Origin of the sequence: Phaeobacter sp. LSS9 (assembly GCF_003443595.1) — a bacterium.
In the GTDB taxonomy this organism is placed as follows: domain Bacteria; phylum Pseudomonadota; class Alphaproteobacteria; order Rhodobacterales; family Rhodobacteraceae; genus Phaeobacter; species Phaeobacter piscinae.
This window is the reverse complement of record NZ_CP031956.1, coordinates 3,252,896-3,273,337: the sequence shown is the minus strand read 5'-3', so window position 1 is coordinate 3,273,337 and position 20,442 is coordinate 3,252,896. Positions and strand designations below refer to the sequence as shown.

Sequence of the window (20,442 nt, the reverse complement as noted above, 5' to 3'; positions counted from 1 at the left end):
TACGGATAGCGCTCAACAAACACGTCAGCAACAGCCCAAGCGCGCCCGCCCCGGGGTGCGGCTAGCGCCTATTCGCAATAGCATTCAAATGTATGAATGGCGGAGACGAAGGGATTCGATAGCAGCCCCACAAACTCAGCTAACTCTTTAAATAACAGAAGCTTACAGAATTTACAGCAAGCGATGCTCTTCGGCTGTTGTGTAGCAAAACGTGGAGCACGATTTGGCACTTTCAGAAACCTGACATAGCTCGGCGTGGAAGGAGATTTCCATGGCCGGACTTGTATTGCGAAACGATAAATGCTGGCATCTCAGAATGCGCGTCCCTCGTCAGTACAGGCCGATTGAGAAACGCGGCGAGATCACTCGGTCATTAAAGACGGGCTGCCGCAAAGAAGCTCTCGTGCGTATGCCGGCAGCCGAAGCAATCGTCCTCGCGGATTTGGATGCGCGCCTTGCGGTAGGTGCAGCCCGCAAAGATCACGACACTGAGCTTTTCTCTGCCGCTGTTGCCATGGCCGCTACGCGGGGTGCTCAATACAAACCAGCCGTGGACGTTGCTCAGGAGCCACTCGAGCAAATCCTGTCGCGCCTGGACCAGATCGGATCGAAAGACGGACCAGAGGTCGCAAAGGCGATGCTGGGTGGGGTCGAGGCACCGAGTCTGATGCTCTCGGAACTCGTAGCAGAAATCGAACGCATCTCGTCCCACGACAACCGTTTCAAAAGCGAAGAGCAGATGCGGCTCTGGCGAAATCCGCGACTGCGCGCGGTCACCAACCTGACAACGGCACTTGGCGAAGACCGGCCCGTCCTGTCAATCGATGCCGCTGCTGCACGCCGTCACAAGCAATGGTGGCAGGAGCGGCGTGCGAAGGAAGACCAATCTCATGAGACGGCGAATAAGGACTTTTCTAACATGGGTTCGATGCTCGCACGATACTATGACAGCCTCGACTTCCCGGACCCGGCGCAACCCTATTCGCGTATCTCAATCGTCGACAAGCATGCCCCTAAGAAACGGAAAGCTGAGATTCCGGTCGCATGGATCCGTGACCGATGGCTGAAACCCGGGGCATTCGACGGGCTCGAGCCCGAGGCTCGTGACGTCCTTTTGATCTCACTCGAGACAGGGTGTCGTCAGTCAGAGATCTACAATCTCCCACCGGCTGGGATTGTGCTAGATGCGCCGGTCCCACACATTGAAATTGCGTTCGAGACCGGTCCGCATCGGAGAGAAGTTAAAAATGTCGCCTCCCTCCGGCAGATGCCCTTGGTCGGCCTCGCACTTGCTGCAGCGCGCAGGCATCCCAACGGCTTCCCGAAGTATCGAGGGAAGAGCAGTTACTCGGCGGAAGTGAACGGGTTCCTTCGCGACAACGGTCTGGTGCCGCCTAAGGGTTATACCGCAGGTGGTCTGCGGCATACCTGGGAGAGCCGCTGGAAGATGCAAGACCTGCCTTCCGATGACCGCGCCGAAATGATGGGCCATTCTGTCGGCGCAGCAAGAAACCGTGAGGTCTACGGTGATCCTATGAGCCTTGTGAGGAAGCGGGTGCTTATGCTGCGAGTGGCATTTGAAGTACCAGAACATCTCGCTTGATTGGGCGTATTTTGTTGAAAAACTTTCCTTGATCGGAGGGGTTGCCGCTGATTCAATTCCTGTAGGCAGGCAGGAGATCGATGGCGATGATGGGACCGAAGCAGGAAGCGCAAGCGGCGTTGTTCTATGAGTTCTCGCTGGAAGATCACGTTCCGCAAGATCACCTGCTACGGTCGATTGATTACTTCGTTGATTTGACCAGCATTCGGTCGTACCTCGCGGATTTCTACAGCCACACTGGGCGCCCGTCTGTCGATCCGGAACTGCTGATCCGGATGCTTCTGGTTGGGTACTGCTTTGGCATCCGGTCCGAACGACGTCTGTGTGAAGAGGTGCATCTGAACCTCGCCTACCGCTGGTTCTGCTGTCTCGATCTGAACGACCGTGTACCTGATCATTCCACCTTCTCAAAGAACCGGCACGGGCGGTTCCGCGAGAGCGAACTGCTGCGCCATCTGTTTGAGACGCCCGTTGCTCGCTGCATTGAAGAAGGCCTCGTCAGCGGTCAGCGCATGGCAATCGACGCCAGCCTGATCGAAGCGGATGCTAACAGACAGAACTCGACGCCCTAGGAAGATTGGGACGCATCGACCATTGATCCAACTGAAGCACCGCGTGCCGTGCGCGAGTATCTCGACACCTTGGATGAGGCGGCGTTCGGTGCCGCGAGCGAGGTGCAGCCCAAGTTCACATCCCATTCCGATCCGGCGAGCCAGTGGACCGCGGCGCGTAAGGGGCCGGCATTCTCAAGCTATTCCGACAATTATCTGATCGACACAGACCATGGTGTCATTGCTGATGTGGAGGCCACCCGGTCCATCCGCCAGGCCGAGGTCGGCTCAACCAAGACGATGTTGAACCGCGTGAAGGCCAAGTTCGATCTGCACCCTGAGCGCTTGATCGCGGACACGGCTTATAGAACCGGTCCTATGCTGGGATGGCTGGTCGACCGCAAGATTGCGCCGCGCATTCCGGTGTTCAACAAAGCGGGCCGGTTCGACGGAACCTGGACCCGCGCTGACTTCGAATGGGATGCCGCAAACGATCAGTATATCTGCCCGGAAGGTCACGCCCTCAAGCAGTTCCGTCGCAACTACTCAGACCCGAACCGGGGGCCGACCGGCAAGGGCACAGCTCGCTACCGCGCATTGAAGGAGGTCTGCCAGGCCTGTCTATCCAAGGTCAAGTGCTGCCCGAACACCGATGCACGCAAGATCAGCCGGGAGGAACATGAAGATGCCCGTCAGGTTGCCCGCGAAATTGCCAAGACCCGCCAATACGACATCTCGATGAAGCTCCGAAAGAAGGTCGAGATGCTCTTCGCCCACCTCAAACGCATTCTCGGCCTGGCACGACTTCGATTACGTGGTCCATGCGGTGCAAACGACGAATTCCTACTCGCCGCCACCGCCCAGAACCTCCGCAAACTGGCAAAGATCTTTCCTGCACCGCAGCAACCGCGAGAAGCCTGGCCAGAAAGGCCCTCGTGCTCGCTTCAGAACATCACTTTCTGCGCTCGCAACACGTTGTTTTTCCACAGAATGGGCGGAAAGCGGAAGTTCACTGCACCTGCGAACGGTTTAGTCTGTCGAGCGAAAAGCAGACCTTAAGGATAGAAGAAACTACGCGAGATCGGCAGTTGAGATACCTAGGAGCGCGGTTTTCTCGGCTTAGTCCCTTGTCTTTCCGCCAAGTCTTTCAGCCAACTCAATCCACTCTATTGGCAATCGGCTGCCAAGCGCTCTTGCTCCGCATTGCAGTAGGTCGGCAAGCGCACCAGCCTCTTCTTGCCTTGCGCAGTTGATGGCGGCTTCGAGCGCGAGCACATGCAAACTTGGATGCGATAACAGAAAGCGCTGATGCTCAACGATAAAAGCCCATTCATCAGCGAACAGGGTATGGAGTTGCTTGATCATGCGCGCACCGCAACCACATGCAGCCGAGCACTGAAGAAGAGAGAGTTGCCGATTGATGATATTGGTCGGGTGCAGCACCTCGTCATCTGGAGCCAGCGCGTAGCTGAAAATCTGCGTAGCATAGTCCGCGGAATTTGCTGTCGACGTGCCAACCAGAATCTCTCTCCATAGGTCTAGCTCAGGTGTGGTCGCTTTCAGGCGCTTTTGGATCTCCAACAATAGGGATTCACAAAAGGTAGGTTTGTCTGCCTGATCCCGTGCGCCAAAGTATGCGGCAAGTGCCAATGAGTGAACGAACACTGCTTCGACGCCCGGATCCTCAAGATCACGGGAGTCCAATTGTTTGACTTTTTCGATTTGAGAGACTGGTGTTCCCGCCCTCTCTTTTTGAGCAACATTAAACGCGGCAGCGAGCTGGAGTAAGGCATGAGCGATTTGGTCGGGCGTGCCGTCTTCAACAGCAAGATCAAACTCGGCGGCGCCCAAGAAGATATGAAAGCCCAATGTGGTCTTGGACCAGTTAAGGTCTGGAAACAGGTCGTGTAAGTCTTGGCGGAGGCCCACGATCATCAACAGCAATTTGATGTCTTCGATGCGCCCGCTGAGGCGCTCTTTTTCTTCCGGATAGTCGGCGTCGAGAGCGGCGAGGGCGCCGTAGTGAAGCTCGCGTTCTAGACCGGTTGGGCCACCGGTCGTTTCATGCAGCCAGCCAACTAGCCAGCGCAACTTCAGGTGAAGAGTCTGCGCCGCGTCATTGCTCTCCGGATCGATATCGTCCAGCATATTGATAAGCGGCGCGAGTTCGCGCAATGCTGGTTCAACATCGCCTCTCCGCCAGAGACACATCGCCGCTTCCGCGCGGAGCGCCACTCCGTGGGCGCGCGCAGACTTTACCTCAGACTGAACTGTTTCGGCAGCGGAGGCAGCCTCCAGAAAGGCCGTCCGCGCAGCACCTGGGTCACCAAGATTGGCAGAGGCGACGGCCTGTTCTTTTAAAGCGTACATGCGCTCAATATCAGAGCTTTGATCGGTGTGCGCGCGAATGCTCTCGAGTAATGCGCGTGCCTCTTCATATTGATGATCATGACCCAAAACTTTGGCCTTTTGCCGCAGCAGTTCTGGACTATCAGGCAGAGCTTCAAGGCCCGCATCGACGATCTCCAGGGCCTTTGATCGATCGTTCTGGAATTCATCCCAGAGCACAGATTGCGCGACAATGCATTCAGCGACGAGATCGGTTTCCTCCCAGTTCTCTGCCATGCCAGCTATTGTCTCGTAGTCGTAAATTGAGGAGGGCACATCGAGCTTGCCGGCCGACCAGGCGTTCGCCCAGGCCGACTGAATATGCAGGCTATATCCCTTGAAGAAGGTTCTGAGCTGGGAAAGGCGCCTCGTCCGCACATCGGGTTCCAAACGCTCTAGCGCAACAAAGAGAGCCTTTAGTTCGGCCGGATTTTCATTTGCGGAAGCGCCGATCTGCAGCATGAAACCGCTTACGTCGGCGGTCTCGCCGAACTCCTCCTGCATTAGTTGAACTGCAGAACTTTGACTGCTTTGAACTAGGTCGGGTTCTGTCTTTGCCAGAGCTTCGAAAAAAGCAATGTAAGATAAGCGCAGACCCCAATCCAAGCGCGTGCCCTGAGCCAACAGGATTTTGAGCAGCGCCATAATTGCGAGAGAGTTTTTAAGCTCACTATGCTCGACCGCTAGAGCTTCTCGCATCGAGGCAAGGGCTATTGATTGGAAATGCTCCTTCTCGCCATTCAGAACAGCAACATCTATCTGCAGTAAGCGTAGCAGATGAGACGTGCCTGGCTCCTCTGGCAGAAGCATCTGATCGGTGCGCAGGTAAACCAAACCGCCTAGCTTTGCGGCGACCGCCTTTTGAGTATCATCATCGAAAGACAGCGAGGTCTCAAAGAACTTTGCGATGAACCAGCTTTGTTTGGAGAGAAAAGCGGTCCAGAACACAGAGTCGAGCGCTTCATAGGGAATAGGTCCGCGGTTCAATGTCGATACTAAATATCCAGTTTGGATATTTATAACGGCTTCTGGTGCGAGATCTTTTTGCAAGCCGGTAAGCAGCGGAGACAAACGAAAATAGCCCGGTGCCGTTGGTACTTTTTCGATCCAGGGGCCCGTAAGCATGTCGAGGCTTGCAGATGGCTCCTTAAGACTTGGAGCTAGGTCGGCGATGGTGATCGCTGTTGCTCGGTCAAACTTGAACATTATGCAACCAAGGCGCCTCAGGAGAGCACGGCCGTGTTCGGTTGCGTCCTCAAGCAGGCGGCGACGAGCCTCTGCTCGGGTCAGCTCGATCGCTTCGCTTGGTGTGCCGGAGAAATCCTCGATCAACGAGTCCTTTGGCCAACCGCGATGGTTGAGGGAAACGACTTTCGCGGCGGTCAGTTGTGGGTGACCTCCAGACGTAGTGATATGGATGAAAAGACCCCAGGCGTCTACTTGATCTGAAGGCGCGCTCGTTTGCGAGACAAGCTCGACTACCTCCTGCATCGAAAGGTAGGGCGCATCCTTTTCAGCGCTTGCGTTGAATTGTGCAGCTTGGAAGGCAGTAGGACTAAGCATGCGCGTCGAGGTGACGACGACGTGCCCACCGCGCTTGCGCATCCAGTTTACGAAACGACCAAGGCGGCCTGCATGCTTAGCGACAGAGTCACTATCCATATCGTCAAGGACGACGCCGCGAACGTCGTCCCCAAGAGTGATATCCGTATAAGCTCGATCCAAACGCAAGAGCATTTCACTTGGCTTCGTCAGGCCGCGAAAATCAACCTCGAGCCAATTCTTCCCCGACGCCTGTGCAACCTGTGATGCTAGTGTCGACTTACCGGTGCCACTCGCACCATGGAGCCAAATCGCTTGGTTCTCTTTGAGAAGCACAGACATCTCATCAACCAGAGCTGTGCGGGAAGCAAGGTAGTCGGGAAGATCGATCTCGTCGACTTGGGCAGTCCAACTAGCACGTGTCCAACTAACCTCATGGCCAGGTTGGCCTGGCCGTGCAACTTCATGCAAAAACTCGTGTAAGTCCGTCACGGTTAAGCGCCGAAGCGCGGGGTCGGTTTCACTGGCGACTGCAAAGACACGCTCGATAATTTGGGCCGAGACCCGCGATGCCAGCCCCACAGGCAATTCAAGGGCAGTAAGGCGTCCAGTGATGAGCTCTGCAAGCAATGCGTTTTGCGCCGCGCCACTAGGCTGACTTGTTCGCCACCGGACGCGCGCGATGAGTCTTGAACGCAATGCGTCTTCATCTGGGTTACTCTCGAGCCAAGATCTGAGTTTGCCGCTCTGCTGTGTGGTCAGCAAAAGGTCTTTGAGAGGAGCAGCGTCTGCGCCGACATTGACCGAGTGCCAATATGCGATCCCGGTGACCCCGCCCGGCAAATTTGCGGCGCTTTCGATCCCAATTTTCATATTGGTATGAACGACCAAAGATACGTCGGCTACCTCACCTTCTCGGCTCGTAGCCCAGAAGTTTTCTAGTGCGTCACGAGAGTCTTTGCTTGCGAGCGTCAGGGTGCGATCGCTGGCGCTGTGCTTGACCTGGGTCTGCTCGATGCCGCCGCTGTCGCTCTCAATATCAAAATCTTCAAAGATTTCGATCAGCAAGCTTTCGGTTTCGGAGAGGTTCAGCCAGGCGACTGCAGTTTCCAACAGCTGGAAGCGAAACGCGCCAATCACATGGGCAGCTTGTCGCCTCGGATTTGGGGGCAAGGGCTTCCGTGGTTGACTTGCCATTTCTCTCAACTGAACCCCTTCAACGGCCTACGCGAGCAGGGTTGCACGCCCGTTTCTGTAACAACGCTGGCATCGTGCACGCGAACTTACTCTGTTTCTGAGAAAACTGACACTTCATTCTGGGATTTGAAGTTCAGATTATGCTAGATGTTGTGCCTCGACAGTTACATGCAATCTCGATCATGAATTTGAACTCGTTACTTCGCGCGCTAAGGGAGCTTCCGCCAACTGGCAAAGATGGCTTTGAGGGCCTTCTTGCTCTGACCCTTGCCCGCATCTCCGGAAGTCCAATGCGCCTTGCTGCTAGCGGGCATCAGTTTGGTGTGGATGGGCAAGGTGAGGATTGCGGAGAACCAGTTTGTTTTGAGGCAAAGAGATATTCGTCGAACCTTTCACGGGAGCTGGTCCTTGCAAAGATCGCGGACCTTGGTCGGCGCAAAACTGAAGCGGAGATCCTGTGGGTGCTGGGAGCGACTGTCGAGGTGCCCAACCAACTTGCGCAGGACTTGGAAACCGATGGTGCGAAGCACGGCATAGCAACGCTGGTTTTGGACTGGAATGATCAGGAGATCCCATCCCTTGGAGTCTTGCTCGCCAACGGCGGAGACGGCATTGCAGTTTGGATTGCGTCTAGAACCAAGGCGAAAGTCTCAGAGGAAGAGATCGAAAAGGATCTCCTTAGGCTAAGGCAAAGTGACGCCGTCAAAGCACGTTGGCAGTCACTTCGGAATGAGTTTCGTGCTCGAGAGATTTCAGGCAGGCAGGCGATTGAAGCCAACAAGTCTTGGCTGCAAGCAACGCTCTCTTCAGCCACGAAGGCCCGCTACCGGCTTGGACAACCAACGGCACCTTGCGACCCTGACAAACCTTTTTTGCACCGCAAGGCTGCCCTGGAGAGGATTTCAGAAAGCTTGGACAAAAACACAACCTGCCTAGTCTTAGGATTGGAAGGTGTCGGCAAGAGTTGGGTTGCCGCAGGGGCCGCTCTTCAATTTCCAGGACTCGCCATTGCGCTCAGTGCAGAGCAGCTGGAGGGCGTCAAATCTGGAGATTTCGAGTCGCTCATTATCGAAGCATGTACAATACAAACGGAGAACGCCCCGGGAAACGCAGAGCGCTGGAAACGCCGATTTCTCGCATGGGAAGCATCACGCCCAAGTGCAGGTTTTTTGGTAATCATTGACGGCATCAATCAAAGACCTGATCTTCCTTGGGACAAGTTGCTCAATGCGGTTGAGAGCTTGGTCGAAGATCGCGGTGGGAAACTGCTGGTCACTAGTCGTCCTCAGTTCTACCAGCGCCACGTGGAAAGAGGCTTCAATCGCAAGCAACGAATCTCGGTAAAAGATTGGATGCCGGACGAGCGAAACACCATCTTGGGCCAAGCCGGCATTGATCCGATGACACTCGATCAAACCACGCTTCAAAGCCTCTTAAATCCGCGGCTCCTAGGGATTGCAATTGAAGTGCTCCCTGAAGACGACCCTCTGGCCTGGGTTGGCCTTACCGTCGAGAGCCTCCTTTTCGAGCACATCAACAAAACGCAAAGTGATGGGTTTGAGGAGCTGTCCCCGGCGGAACTCATTATAGCGCTGAGCACTCAGGCTGGGAGCGTTCTAGATGCACTGCGAGCCAACCCTACGATCAGTTCTGAGATTGTCTTTGAGGATAGTCTTCTGGCCGTCAAAGAAACAAGATTCTTCCAGTCAACCAAGGGCCCAAAGGGTGGATATATGCTTCGGAACGAGGGCCTTTCACTCGCCCTCGGGTTTGCGCTTGTTGATAGACTTCTAGCGAACTCCCCTGTCGATGCTCAGCTCAATGAAAGAGCAAAGGAACTAGTTGAACCCATCGCAGCGCTAGACCAGACGAGCCGCGTCGTGCTGGCAGCAATGCATGTGTGTGCCTGTGATCCTGAGAGAACGGATCCCTTTCTTTTCAAGGTCCTCGTCGGAGTATTCTGTGAGCTGCAAAATCTGGATGAAAATGCGTACCCGCAGTTCTTTGAGATTGTACGCCGAAACCCTGAGGCGGCATTAGCCGCTGCGAAGGATAAGCTCCTAGAATGGCGCAGCCCAATCAACGAAAAATGGCTGGTTGCATCTGTAAGACAGATGTTGGCGCATCCACCGATAAGGCCGGTTGTCATGGGGGCGATTGCTGATTGGCTTAAGCATGTCAATATTGATGCACTTGATCAGCAATCGAAGTATGGACGCCTCGAGAACAAGGACAAAGAAAGAGCGGCGAAACGTCAGACAGAAATTAATGAAGCGATTGCGGCTTTTTCGCCATACGAGAAGCAAGTCTTTGATAGTTGCCACATTACGAGAGGTGACAACGACGCTCTTCTTACCCAGTCCCTAGAGCTATTGGCAGGAGCGCCGCTGGCCTCTTGGGCGCCGGAGTTCGCGGCTTTTGGTCTCGGAATACATTTAGATCACAGCCTCCACCATGCATCCAAATCATTCTTTCAGCTTACTCAATTCAATCGCGTTGATCCTGTTCAAGCGGGCAAAGCTTACTTAGCGCAAGCAGAGCCATTCCGAGCCCTTGACGTGTCGAAAGCAGGAAAGTGGTGTCTCGTTAAGCTGTTGTATGCGTCTGGTCGCGAAGAAGACGCAAAGGAGGCCTTCACTCTGGGGCGCGCCCTTCGTGAAGAACAGAACCTTCCAGAGCATTTCGTCTCGCGCCTGGAACAGCTGTGCGCTAACGATCCTTGCGATCCAAAGTCAGCCAAACCTGAAAACGTCGAAGAAACGATAGAGCGTTTTGCCACGTTGGACGTTGCCTCTGTCATGACCGCCATGGGGAGGACTTCGGAGGACCTAAACTACAACGAAGCGCTATGTGCAGTCTGTCGTTTCGGACCAGAAACCGCTGTCTCCAAGGCCTCCGAACTCTGCCGTTCGATTGTAAGCCGTGAGCGTACGCCGCTAAGACAGATTGCGCTCTGCGGGACGACTTTGACGCCGCTGTTAGGTCGGCAAGCTGCGCTTGAGCTATCAGCGCGCCTTCAACAGAGCAAAGGGCTGGAAACGCTTCCAGAAAGCGATCTCAAGATCGTCAAATGCTACATGACGAACTTCGCTCTACCGCACCTTACTGGTGATGAACAACTTGAACTGATGACCAGTGAGCCGCTTGCAGGCAACTACTCGCTGGACGCGTTACCAAGCTTCAAAAAGCCAAGCCAACCAGCAGTTTCGGAATGTCTGAAGCTTTGCGCTGAGAGAAATGACAGCTTTGCTGCGTTTGGCGCTTTGTCTCTTGTTGCGCATACGTTCGAAAACCTTGGCGAAAGCCTTGAGCGTGTGGTTGCCAGCTTCATGAGCAACGAGAACAAACTCGTTCGAAGTACGGTGTTTGAAATCGCGCTCGCAACGGGAAACGAACAACTGAGGGGTGCTCACCTAATAGGCGAATGGAGAGCGGACGAGGATGCAACAGCTTCGGCCTACGAGAATACTTATGGCTCTGCTTTGCTGATCGATGCTGTCGTAGCCGGAGAGTCCACTTTCGTAGAAGTGTTGCCGCGCATCTCCTATGAGAGTTGGGCTTTGGCGCAAAGTAGGATTGGTGGAGAAGTAACAGATGCAATCGTTGGTCTTCTAGATTCGAGGCTGAGAAGAGCCACGGAATTTTCATCCGAGCTGAACCCACCAGAAATCGAGGTCAACATAGGACCGAATGATCACGTCTTGCACAGCTTCCGATCAATTGCAGAAAAGGAGCCGCCGTCAGATTCAGAGAACGGCGGTTCAATCTTTGGAGACGTCGAGAGCGACGAGGACTTTCGGAAACGTCAACGGCGCAACCACCGCCTGTTTTCAGACATGGAAAATGCCATGTCAGGAAAAGATATTCTCCTTATCGTCCAACAGATCGATTTCGAAAGCTTCCGCGACATTCTTGCTAGTTACCCGAAGCTTGGGCTCGAGTGGCTGAAAATGCTAATTAACCTCCCCGAAAGCCAGATGCCCTGGTTCAAGGATTTCGCCCTTGTGATTTCCGCCAACATGATCAGGGTTGATGAACCGAAAGCTATGAGCTTGATCACAAAAGCAGTTGCGAGTGACGCATTTGTACGTCGCATGTACCCGGATGGGCTCTCGCTTGAGCAGAAAGCCATCTGGTCATGTCCACGTAGTAAAGTTGTTCAAGCATTCTGGGAAAAACGTCTCGAGGGTTGCGTTTCAGACGACCGCCTTGCGTTAGAAGTCTTGGCGGCTGAAAGGTTTGGCGCTGATGCGTTTATCCGTGAGTACGCAGACCGACTTCTATCCTCAGAACGCCCAATCGATAAGGTGCTCGCGATCACAATTGCCGGTTTCTCCAAGCAGTTCAGACATTTTCAACCAATTTTGAACAGCACCGAACCGTCCGCCGGCTTTGTCGGTTGTGCAGCCAAAGCTGCCCAGATAGCACATGAGAAGGCATTATGGGCGCAACACTGGGTTGATCAAATGTGGACCGCCGAGAGTCCGGAGCACTTTTGGCTGAACCTCAACCTTGCGGCAAAAATCATGGATGCCCGTCTCGACTATGACTCGAGCATTTATCGGCCAGAAAACAAATGGAGTGTTTATGCGAGCATGTTCACGCGTGCGCGCAAAGATCGTATCAAAAAGTGGATGCGTGCACGAGCGAAGACCCTCTACGGAAATGACAAGCCAGCTGCGCATTTCTTACGTCCCGATGGAAGCTGCAAAGGTGCGCAATGAGATGGCAGGATGGTGCTATTTCATGCGAGATGCCTCTAGGAGGATGTGTAAAGACCGAGTTTGTCATCCCTCGGAGCCAAATCTTTCGTCAGATAGGCAGCTACGCTCGTTCGAGTTAATGCGCGATGGAATTCACCTTGGCGACTGAATATCAGACGCTGGCGTTGAATAGCGCAAAGGTCACTGGGTTCTGCACTCCTGTCCTCGGGCGACGCGTCACTCTCGCGGGTGCAGCGAATGACTGGTTCGGTGACGCTGCACTGTAGCGGCCAGCCGTGTCACGAACTTCCGCTAAGGGCCGCCAGTGAAGGCGACCCGCAGTTGTTAGATTTCAATGGCTTCGGCTATGGCCAGGGCGTCCTCAAGTTCGACGCCGAGGTATCTGACCGTACTGTCCATCTTGGTGTGGCCTAGAAGGAGCTGCACAGCGCGTAGATTGCCCGTCTTCTTGTATATCTGAGTAACTTTGGTCCGTCGCATCGAATGGGTCCCATAGGCGCTTGCCTCCAGTCCGATCGATGTGACCCAATCCCGGACGATCCGCGCATACTGGCGTGTTGAGATGTGCAACCGCTCGTGGAAGCGGCCGGGCCAAAGATACTCGGATCCAACCATCAACTCGTCTTTCATCCACTTCTCTACCGAAGCGCGGGTACCTTCCGAAATCTCGAAGCGTACCGGTTTCTGGGTTTTGCTTTGCAGAACGGACGCGCGCTCTTTAATTTGACCCGAAGCCATCACGTCTACGACCTTCATCTTGACCAGGTCGCAGCCTCGGAGTTTGCTGTCGATTGCCATATTGAATAGCGCCAGATCGCGATGGTTCTCCGCGAGCTCAAGCCTCACTCGGATCGCCCAGACATGCTTCGGTTTGAGCGGGCGTTTCTGACCAACTATGCGGCCCTTGTTCCAGGCAGGGCGAAGCGCGCGAATGGCAGGTAAGTTTGGTGTTTCCATGACTGATCCTCCGATCCGCCATGCCCTCCCAAAACGACAACCCGACGTTGACTAGGCCAGCATATCACAGAATGCTGCGCCGCCTTCGACGTCCGGAACGAGCCCGAATTACTTGATGCTGTTCACGGCATGAGTGTCTGCTTTCGGAATGTAGCCTTGAAAGTCACTGCTGGAGCGGTCAGTAGGCATGAAGTAATCTGCCGGAAAGGGAACTGTTATGCGATGCGGGCTTGAAGTGATCGAGCAGGGTGACGGGCCTGTACTGGTGCTGCTGCATGGTGCAGGCGTTGACGCCGCGCTATGGAAGCCACAGATAGATCTGTTCTCCAAGCAGTATCACGTGATTGCGCCCAACCTCCCGGGCCATGGGCGGAGCGCTCCCGTCCAAAGCGTCGAAGAAATGGCCTATGTCGTGCGGGCCATGCTGCAAGAGAAAGGTATCGCGCAGTATGCAATTGTCGGGCTGTCTCTGGGGGGCATGGTCGCTATAGAAATGGCAGGGCGCTGGCCTGACGAAGTTTCGCATTTGGTGACGGTTGAATCTGTTGCGACTGTGTTCGAAGGCGCTTTTGGGAAAGAATTAGCAGGTTGGGCGATGTTGCTCTTCAAAGTTATACCACCCTCAATATTCATGGCACTTCCAGCAAGTGCGATGGGCGCAAAATCGCAGGATGCAGGCAAATACGTTCAGGACGCGATTGCCAAAATGACCGCAAAGAATAACTACACTGTAATGCACGCAGCTTCCCAATATGACGGACGCGAACGCCTTCCCAACATTACTGCGAAAACGCTGATCATGGTTGGGGCTCTAAATAGAAAAACGCATAAGCGAGCTCAAAAGATGGCTAACGTAATTCCAGAGAGTGAATTTTTGGTCATTCCTGCAGCCAGCCACATCGCCAACCGTGATGCGCCGGATTTTTTCAATGCATCCGTACTCTCATTTCTCAGTTAGGCACGGATTGAACCGGTAATTGGAGCAAGCGCGGCCAACGGCTTTTTTGTCCCACGACTGCGAATTTTCTGACGCCCTGTCTTCTGCCTTGCAGCGAATGTCTCCTTCGACGGGCCGCGCCGCAGCATCTTGAACTGTCGGTGAAGGTCGGTCTTGGGCCGTCCCTGCTTTGGGAGGGAGGGCAGACACTCGACATTCAGCGATTGATCTAACAGCGTCAGGGAGCCTGTGGGCTCACTTACCCTTCATCAATGAGCGTGCTTTCCGAGCTCCCGTTCGACGATTGATCGGATGTAGCCCAAATGGACGATCGCATCAGCAGGCGAAAGGAACTGCTCGGCCATCGCGGCAGCCTTGGGATCTGCTTTGGCTTCCATGCTTTCACGGAAACCGGCTGATAGCCGATACCAACGGCTAGACGTGCGGGCCCGTGTGCCTTGCGGATCAATCTGCCAGATCGGGCTAGTAGTGATCCATCGCTCGCCAAGGCGCAGGTGGCCGGAGACCTGGCCGACGAGGCGTAGTAGGCCCATTTGGTCAATCGCAATGGTGTAGTCCGACAAAGCGGGCGCTGACGACAGATCGTCGGGCATAGGATCGGTGAACCAGTCATGCATTCGGAGGAGCGAATCCTGGCTTTTGAAAGGACGCGGGTCGAGCATCAAGACAACTCCCGGATGGGGCGATCTACCTCGTCGCGGGTGAGGAGCCGGAGCAGCTCGTCACCGTCCAGTTCCCGGTGCTCGATAAGTGCTTCGGCAACGCGCTCGACGAGGTGCCGATTGCCATCGATCACCGACCGCGCGCGGTCTTCCGCCTGACGTAGCCGCCGCTCGACCCGGTCGCGCAGTTCGTCCGGCATCTGGTAGCGATCCCCAGGGGCCACCGGGTTATAGAGGACAGACGGGCCAAATCCGTACTCCTGTTCGAGGTCGATGGCGAGGGCGGTTGCGCCGCCGAGATCGGAATGCTCGCTCCCACCAGAGCCGGTCGAGACTGTTCCGAGGAAAGCGACTTCCGCCGCTCGTCCGCCGAACCTCATGGCGAGTTCGCGATCGGCGATGTCCGGCGTCATGACCGGGGGAACCGGCGAGTCGTAGCCTCCGCCGACCGCCCCCACGAAAATCCGGTGTCCGGGCTTGAGGCCGAGAACATGGCCGACGACGGCGTGACCCGCCTCGTGGATCGCCTTGCGCCGGATGTGTTCGGGGTCGGGCCGGGACACGCGCTGATCGACGGCGGAGCGGACGTGGTGTAGGTCGAGTGTCTCGCGTGCCCGCCGCGCGAGACCCTTGGCGTTGCGGGCAATGGCCGCGACCTCTGCGCCGGACAGGCCGACGAGACGGGGCGACAAGTCTCCGAGGGGGATCGCGTCCGTTCCGAGATGCCCGGACAGGATGGCTGCGATGCCATCCTTGTCTGGGAGCCCGACGGCAATCTTGCGATCGAACCTGCCCGCGCGGATCAGGGCGGGATCGATGATGCTGGGGTGGTTGGTCGCTGCAATGACGATCACGCCAGGTGCTTCGTTGAGCTTCGTCAACTGTTCTAGCAGACCGTTGACCACCGAGTGCATGTAGCCGGAGAAATGGTTTCCGGACTTCTGACGAGCCCTGTAACTGTCCAGCTCGTCGAGAAAAAAGACTGACGGAGCGTTGCTGATGGCGCGATCGACCTGCTGCCCCATTGTCCGGAGATAATCGCCCAGATGTCCGGCCTGTTGCGCTTCGGCGTATGACGTCGCAACGAAAGTCGCGCCTGCGGTCCCGGCGAGTGCCTCCGCGATCATTGTCTTGCCAGCGCCGGGTGGCCCATGGAGCAGGATGCTGGCCGAGACATCCGACCAGTCCAGCTGGTCAGCCTGCCATTCCCGGACATCCTCCACCAGATGCCGGAGTTCGCCGGTGACTTCAGGCAGCCCGCAGACGTCGTCCAGCGTGCGGTGCAGCGTCGGGTTGGCGGCGATACGGGCGCTGGCCAAGCGGTCTGCGACCGTCAGGGTCGTCCTTGCGTGAAACGCATGGTTTACGACGGGCCAAGGCAGATTGGCAATTTGGTCATTCCCGGGCAAACGCTTCCGGAGTTCGGCCTCAGCAACCTCGCCCGTGGCGCTGTGGGTCGCGCGGAGGAGGTCGATCACCGCCTCGCCGTCGAACGCGGGCCATATGACATCCCGGACAAGCAGCATGCGTCCGCCCTCGGAGAGATCCGACGGATCCGTTGCCAGGGCGACAACGCCGAGGCCTTTCGAGAGCGCCTCGTCGAGGCTCTCACGGAACTTGTCCCGCGGGTCCGACTTGCTAAAGCTGCTTGCCTTCTCGAGGGTCACGAGGACGGCGTTGTCCGGGAATGTCTTCGGTCCGGGCGTTAGCGCTTCCCAGGCAAACGGCAGTACAAATTCCAGCGCGTCCTCGAGCCGGTCGAGCAGCGCGAGATCGGCGACGCGGATCAGCGTGACGCCAGGCGGAAAGGGTCCGACCGCCGGATCGCAGTCTGAGAACCAGCTCGCCATATGGATCGCGCAGAGGAGGTCAGTAAGCGGCGGATGCAGGGCTTGCCGAACTGCCGTTCCGTCTATTGCAACAGCGTAGGGATCGATGCCGGATTCGATCGCTTCTGTGATTTCCTCCGGCGACATCTGGGTCGCCGTCGGCACGCCTTGTCCAGAGATCGCCAGCAGGCGCGCGATGTCCGTCAGGCGGGATGGCCGGGGCGCGTTGTCCGCGCCCCAGGACTTGGAGAGCTCGTCGCCGTGGCCCTCCCGATGGCGATTCATGATCGCCCGTGTGAGGCGGTGAGTCATGGCCCGAGTCCGGGCATGCGACGAGGACGTGCTGGCGCACGTGTTCAATGATGATGAAGCCATAACTAAGGTTCCGATAAAGAGGAAAGGTCAGGACTACGCGGGGGTGTCCGGGGACGGTGCAGGGGCAAGATGGCGTGCCGCGATCTCGTCGAGCAGACGGTGGATCGTGGGCAGTGCTTCGGGACGGTAAATTTCCGATTTAACGGCGATCGCATCACCGTAGAGGTGTTTGGAAACGACCCACTCCGGGTGCTGAGACTTCAAGAAGTCATGCGCGGATTCTTCCTGCGTCCGGGCAAGATACTTGGTCCGCATAGGATGATACCGAAGAACCTCGGTATGGACGCTGGGGGCGATCTTCAGGTCGCGGTGAAGCCGATCAAGGTGCCTATGGCTGTGGCCGAGTTTGACAACGGGGAGCCCTGGCAGGTCGATCCTGAAGATGTAAATTCCGGAAGATACAGGGCCGGTCCTGGGCCCGCATTCCGGACAGGCGCATTGGCCAACGCGCATGTTTCCGATGTGAACTTCGTGCTCGAAGCCGCACTTGTGCCGATAGCGGGCATAGCTTTGCTGGCTCGATGACGCGTCCAGGAAACTCCAGCCGTGGGCTGCGGCTTCACTGGCATATCGTTTATGTCTGCACGGCACGCAGTCGACGTCTACTAGCCCTTGACCCACCTTGAGCATCTGGCCGAGTTGCAGCCGGACTGTGTGGCCGCAGGAGAGCTGCCAGATACGGTAATGCCGATCTCCCTCCGGATCGTGTGCGATCATTCGGGCACCGATACGCTCAGCCGCAATTTCATAGGGTCTTTGGATGCAAGAACGACACTCGATCCGGTTACCGAGAACGACATTGGTCCGACGGAGGAGCGGCTCGCCGCACGCGCGACATCCCAGTACCAGCGTTTGATGGCCCTCGCCGCCGCGGCCGAGGACCACGAAGCCCTTGCTTTCAGCGCTCTTGCGCCAGTTGTCACGAATTGGGCCAATGAAGAGGCGCGGATGCTCACCGCCAATTTTGAAGGGATAGGTCATGTTCGTGGTTGGCATTTGAACTCCGGGCAGCAGCCAGCTTCCGCCATCCCAAATCGGAACGACGGTATTTGTTCGGGAAGGGGTTCGGGTGTGAGGTCAGCCGCCCTAACAGGGCTCGGCCGACCTCATCGCATTGGTGACCGGCGTCAGGCCGCCTTGCGTACCGACATCAGCTCCAGGTTGGCGGCATGGACGTGAAGAAGGCACCCCGTTTGTTGTAGGGTCTCCGCCAGCTCCGGGTCATGCTTCCACATCGGCTTCGCGTCCTGCAACAACGTCACTGACCGCGTGCGGATGTCGGACACTTCCGGCATGTAGGGAGGCAACATCGCCTGCAGATGACGCGCCGCAATGACGATCCGGTCATCGACATCCGTCATTAGCCCAAGCTCCTGCAAGGCCTCGGTACAGCTCGCCCAGGCGCAAGCCGCTTCATGGGCCAGCTCCGCTCCTTCAGCGTTATCCTGGGACAACCGGCTCGCATGGAGCTTCCAATCTGCCCGTAAGGCAACTTCGAACAGGCCATTCGCCGTCTGAAGCGCGACGCGGTCCGACGCTTCGAGTTTCGCCGCCGAAGGCAGTGTGGTAAGGCCTTTATCAGCCATAGTGATCTCCTTTCAGATCATGTTGGTCAGCGTGAGGGATGGAGTTGCCGCTCCGTCCCTCACGTGATATACAATTAATTTATAAACCTATAAATTCAAGGCCTTCCTAGTGGGAAAAGTTGGACGACCATCTAAAGAAACCGAGCAGATGTCGCTAAGGCTGCATGTGGACACCATTGCCGAGCTGGATGACTTGCGAAAAATGGAACCGGACCTACCGTCCCGACCGGAAATGGTTCGGCGGATCATAGACCTGCATCTCAAGACAGTTTCACGAGACGCACCCGCTGACTAACCATCTGGCGACGATGCGGATCTGAGGCCCTGGAGTCCGAACTTCTTCTTCAGCAATCGTCTATGACTGATCCATCTGGGTGCCGTCGGCGACAATGGACTTCGCTTCTTCACTTGCCTCCTTCGTCAGGTCTGGACGACGCAACCAAGTGCTCATCTTCTCAATCATGATGTCGAACTTTCGGCGCTTCCGCACAAGTGACGCTTCGAGCTTTAGTATTGCGTAAGCATCTTCTTTAGCTGTGAGACCACCGGTTGCGGTGCAAGCTGGGTCCAACGACTGTTGTTCATCGTGATCACCCCGTCTTCAAGCCGGGCTGTCCCGTCCGCGATCTCTTCCAGAACCGCTTCGACAGCCATCAGGCTGGCCTCTGCTTCGGCCGATTTTGCCGAGGCCGCAGACGCCGCTTCTTCTACCACCAACTCACGCGTCTCCACCGCTTTGGTCCGGTTCAGCAGATCCGCCCGCGCTTCCTTTAAGGTCCCCGCCAGTTCAGTCTGTGCTGATTTCTTCTTTGCTAATCGGGCCTCGTAGGTCGCAAGCCTCTTGGTTTCCCGTTCGCTCAGTGCCTCCTTATCTCGCAGCTTCTGGATGTGGTCCTCCGTCTTTTCGATGGACGCTTCAAGATCGACCATCTTCAGTTCAAGAGTCCCAATAGCGGCCTTTTTCTCCGCAATCTCCCGGGGAAGATCCTCGTGCAACTACTTCACCGAACGATTGAGCGTATCCGCATAGTCCGCCCCCGCGGCAATCCGGTCCCACTTCCGATGACCACGCTCGATCTCCGGGCAGGCGGCACTCATAATCTCAGCTGTCAGGTCTTGAAGATCGGACAGCAGGTTGGATGTCGCCACCTTGCTGACGGGCACGCCATCATCCGTGTAGGCCCGCATCTCGAAATGGGCGTGGATCGTGGTCTCGTCGAGGTGAACGACGAGCCCTTCCAGCGTCGTGCCCAGCTTCCGCGCGATGGCATCGGCAAGCTCATGGAACGCGCCGTCCTGATCAATCGCGGGCAGGAGGTCGAAGACCTTAGCGGCTTCGAAGCCAAACGTTATGATCCCGGTCGTCACGATGGCGGCATTGGATTTCAACGCACGCTTCGCGCCGGCCTTTTCTCGGAGGCGTTCGATTTCGTTGCGGATCACTGGGAGCGGTCGAGGGTCGACAAGCGCGCGATTGAAGACGGACCGCTCGCCGTCGACGTAGTTGGGCTGGCGCCCAACGCGATAGTCATGTCGGCGCTGCCCGTAGGCTCGGGATAGAGATTTTGCCTTGATCCGGACGGAGGCCGCCCAAGTGTTCGAGTTTGCCGTTTCGCTCTGTGAGTTTGTCATCGAATGAGGATCGGCGATCGTCTTGAAAGTCCCGCTATCCAAGTCGGACCGGACACGCGTTTCGATGTGGATAACCCCGGCATCGTTGCCGCGTGGTGGAGCGGCGCAACGCTCCCCGGACGGGATTGTCTTCTGCCTTGGGCACCGCGCCAAAGGCGGCTCGCACCCTAGTCAATCCCGTCCGGTTTCGATGAGGATTACGTGACTCTGCAGGACGACGCTCAAACAACGCTTGAACCTACTAGCCATAACCAAATTTCCGAGTGGAAATCTGATTATGGCTCTCCGGCGAAGGGGCCCGCTGCGCGCCCCTTTCGAAACCCCCGACCGAAGGGATGTACCCCTTTCGAAACCCCTCGAAGGGCCTCGGTCACCTTTGTTCCGGAAGCCCCCGACCAGCAGCCTGCTGGACCCGTTCGCCTCCGGCCTTGTTTTTGT

At 56.5% G+C, this 20,442-nt stretch carries 11 protein-coding genes and 1 pseudogene; 4 read left to right on the top strand and 8 right to left on the bottom strand.

Annotated elements, in window-relative coordinates; translation table 11 throughout:
- Positions 1-271 precede the first annotated feature (271 nt).
- Positions 272-1,603, top strand: a complete 1,332-nt coding sequence (locus tag D1820_RS15635) for a DUF6538 domain-containing protein (RefSeq protein ID WP_118069691.1) — start codon at positions 272-274, stop codon at positions 1,601-1,603.
- An 86-nt stretch (positions 1,604-1,689) separates the two neighbouring features.
- Positions 1,690-3,057 (top strand): annotated as a pseudogene (locus D1820_RS15630) (IS1182 family transposase); the annotation flags it as partial.
- A 216-nt stretch (positions 3,058-3,273) separates the two neighbouring features.
- Here D1820_RS15630 and D1820_RS15625 read toward each other — a convergent pair.
- Positions 3,274-7,224 carry a hypothetical protein gene (locus tag D1820_RS15625; RefSeq protein WP_162894109.1) on the bottom strand — a complete coding sequence of 1,317 codons (3,951 nt, stop codon included), beginning with the start codon at positions 7,222-7,224 and terminating at the stop codon, positions 3,274-3,276.
- Between the two features lie 239 nt (positions 7,225-7,463).
- Between D1820_RS15625 and D1820_RS15620 the strand changes: the two genes are divergently transcribed.
- On the top strand, positions 7,464-12,005 hold the full coding sequence (locus D1820_RS15620) for a hypothetical protein (protein ID WP_162894108.1): 4,542 nt from the start codon (positions 7,464-7,466) through the stop codon (positions 12,003-12,005).
- 324 nt (positions 12,006-12,329) lie between these two features.
- On the opposite strand, the gene D1820_RS15615 is transcribed toward D1820_RS15620, so the two are convergent.
- Positions 12,330-12,962, bottom strand: a complete 633-nt coding sequence (locus D1820_RS15615) for a tyrosine-type recombinase/integrase (RefSeq protein ID WP_102855953.1) — start codon at positions 12,960-12,962, stop codon at positions 12,330-12,332.
- A 217-nt stretch (positions 12,963-13,179) separates the two neighbouring features.
- On the opposite strand from D1820_RS15615, the gene D1820_RS15610 reads away from it, so the two are divergent.
- Positions 13,180-13,920, top strand: a complete 741-nt coding sequence (locus D1820_RS15610; RefSeq protein ID WP_118069688.1) for an alpha/beta fold hydrolase — start codon at positions 13,180-13,182, stop codon at positions 13,918-13,920.
- A gap of 248 nt (positions 13,921-14,168) precedes the next feature.
- Here the strand turns inward: D1820_RS15610 and D1820_RS15605 are convergent, their stop codons facing one another.
- From D1820_RS15605 to D1820_RS15580, 6 genes are all read right to left on the bottom strand, one after another.
- A complete protein-coding gene (locus D1820_RS15605; RefSeq protein ID WP_162894107.1) occupies positions 14,169-14,582 on the bottom strand; it encodes a DUF6634 family protein in 414 nt (137 codons plus the stop codon).
- The gene (locus D1820_RS15600; protein WP_162894106.1) at positions 14,582-16,723 is read right to left on the bottom strand and encodes an AAA family ATPase; all 2,142 of its coding nucleotides are present in this window, start codon (positions 16,721-16,723) and stop codon (positions 14,582-14,584) included. The genes D1820_RS15605 and D1820_RS15600 overlap by 1 nt, the downstream gene beginning before the upstream one ends.
- Before the next feature lie 96 nt (positions 16,724-16,819).
- Positions 16,820-17,782 (bottom strand): hypothetical protein, encoded by a 963-nt coding sequence (locus D1820_RS19140; RefSeq protein WP_162894105.1) that lies wholly within the window; start codon positions 17,780-17,782, stop codon positions 16,820-16,822.
- Positions 17,783-17,913: 131 nt separating this feature from the next.
- The gene (locus tag D1820_RS15590; protein WP_118069684.1) at positions 17,914-18,372 is read right to left on the bottom strand and encodes a hypothetical protein; all 459 of its coding nucleotides are present in this window, start codon (positions 18,370-18,372) and stop codon (positions 17,914-17,916) included.
- A gap of 507 nt (positions 18,373-18,879) precedes the next feature.
- A complete protein-coding gene (locus D1820_RS15585; protein ID WP_118069683.1) occupies positions 18,880-19,368 on the bottom strand; it encodes a hypothetical protein in 489 nt (162 codons plus the stop codon).
- Complete coding sequence (locus D1820_RS15580; RefSeq protein ID WP_118069682.1) at positions 19,369-20,004, bottom strand: plasmid recombination protein; 636 nt, start codon at positions 20,002-20,004, stop codon at positions 19,369-19,371. It lies immediately after the preceding gene.
- Positions 20,005-20,442: the final 438 nt, after the last annotated feature.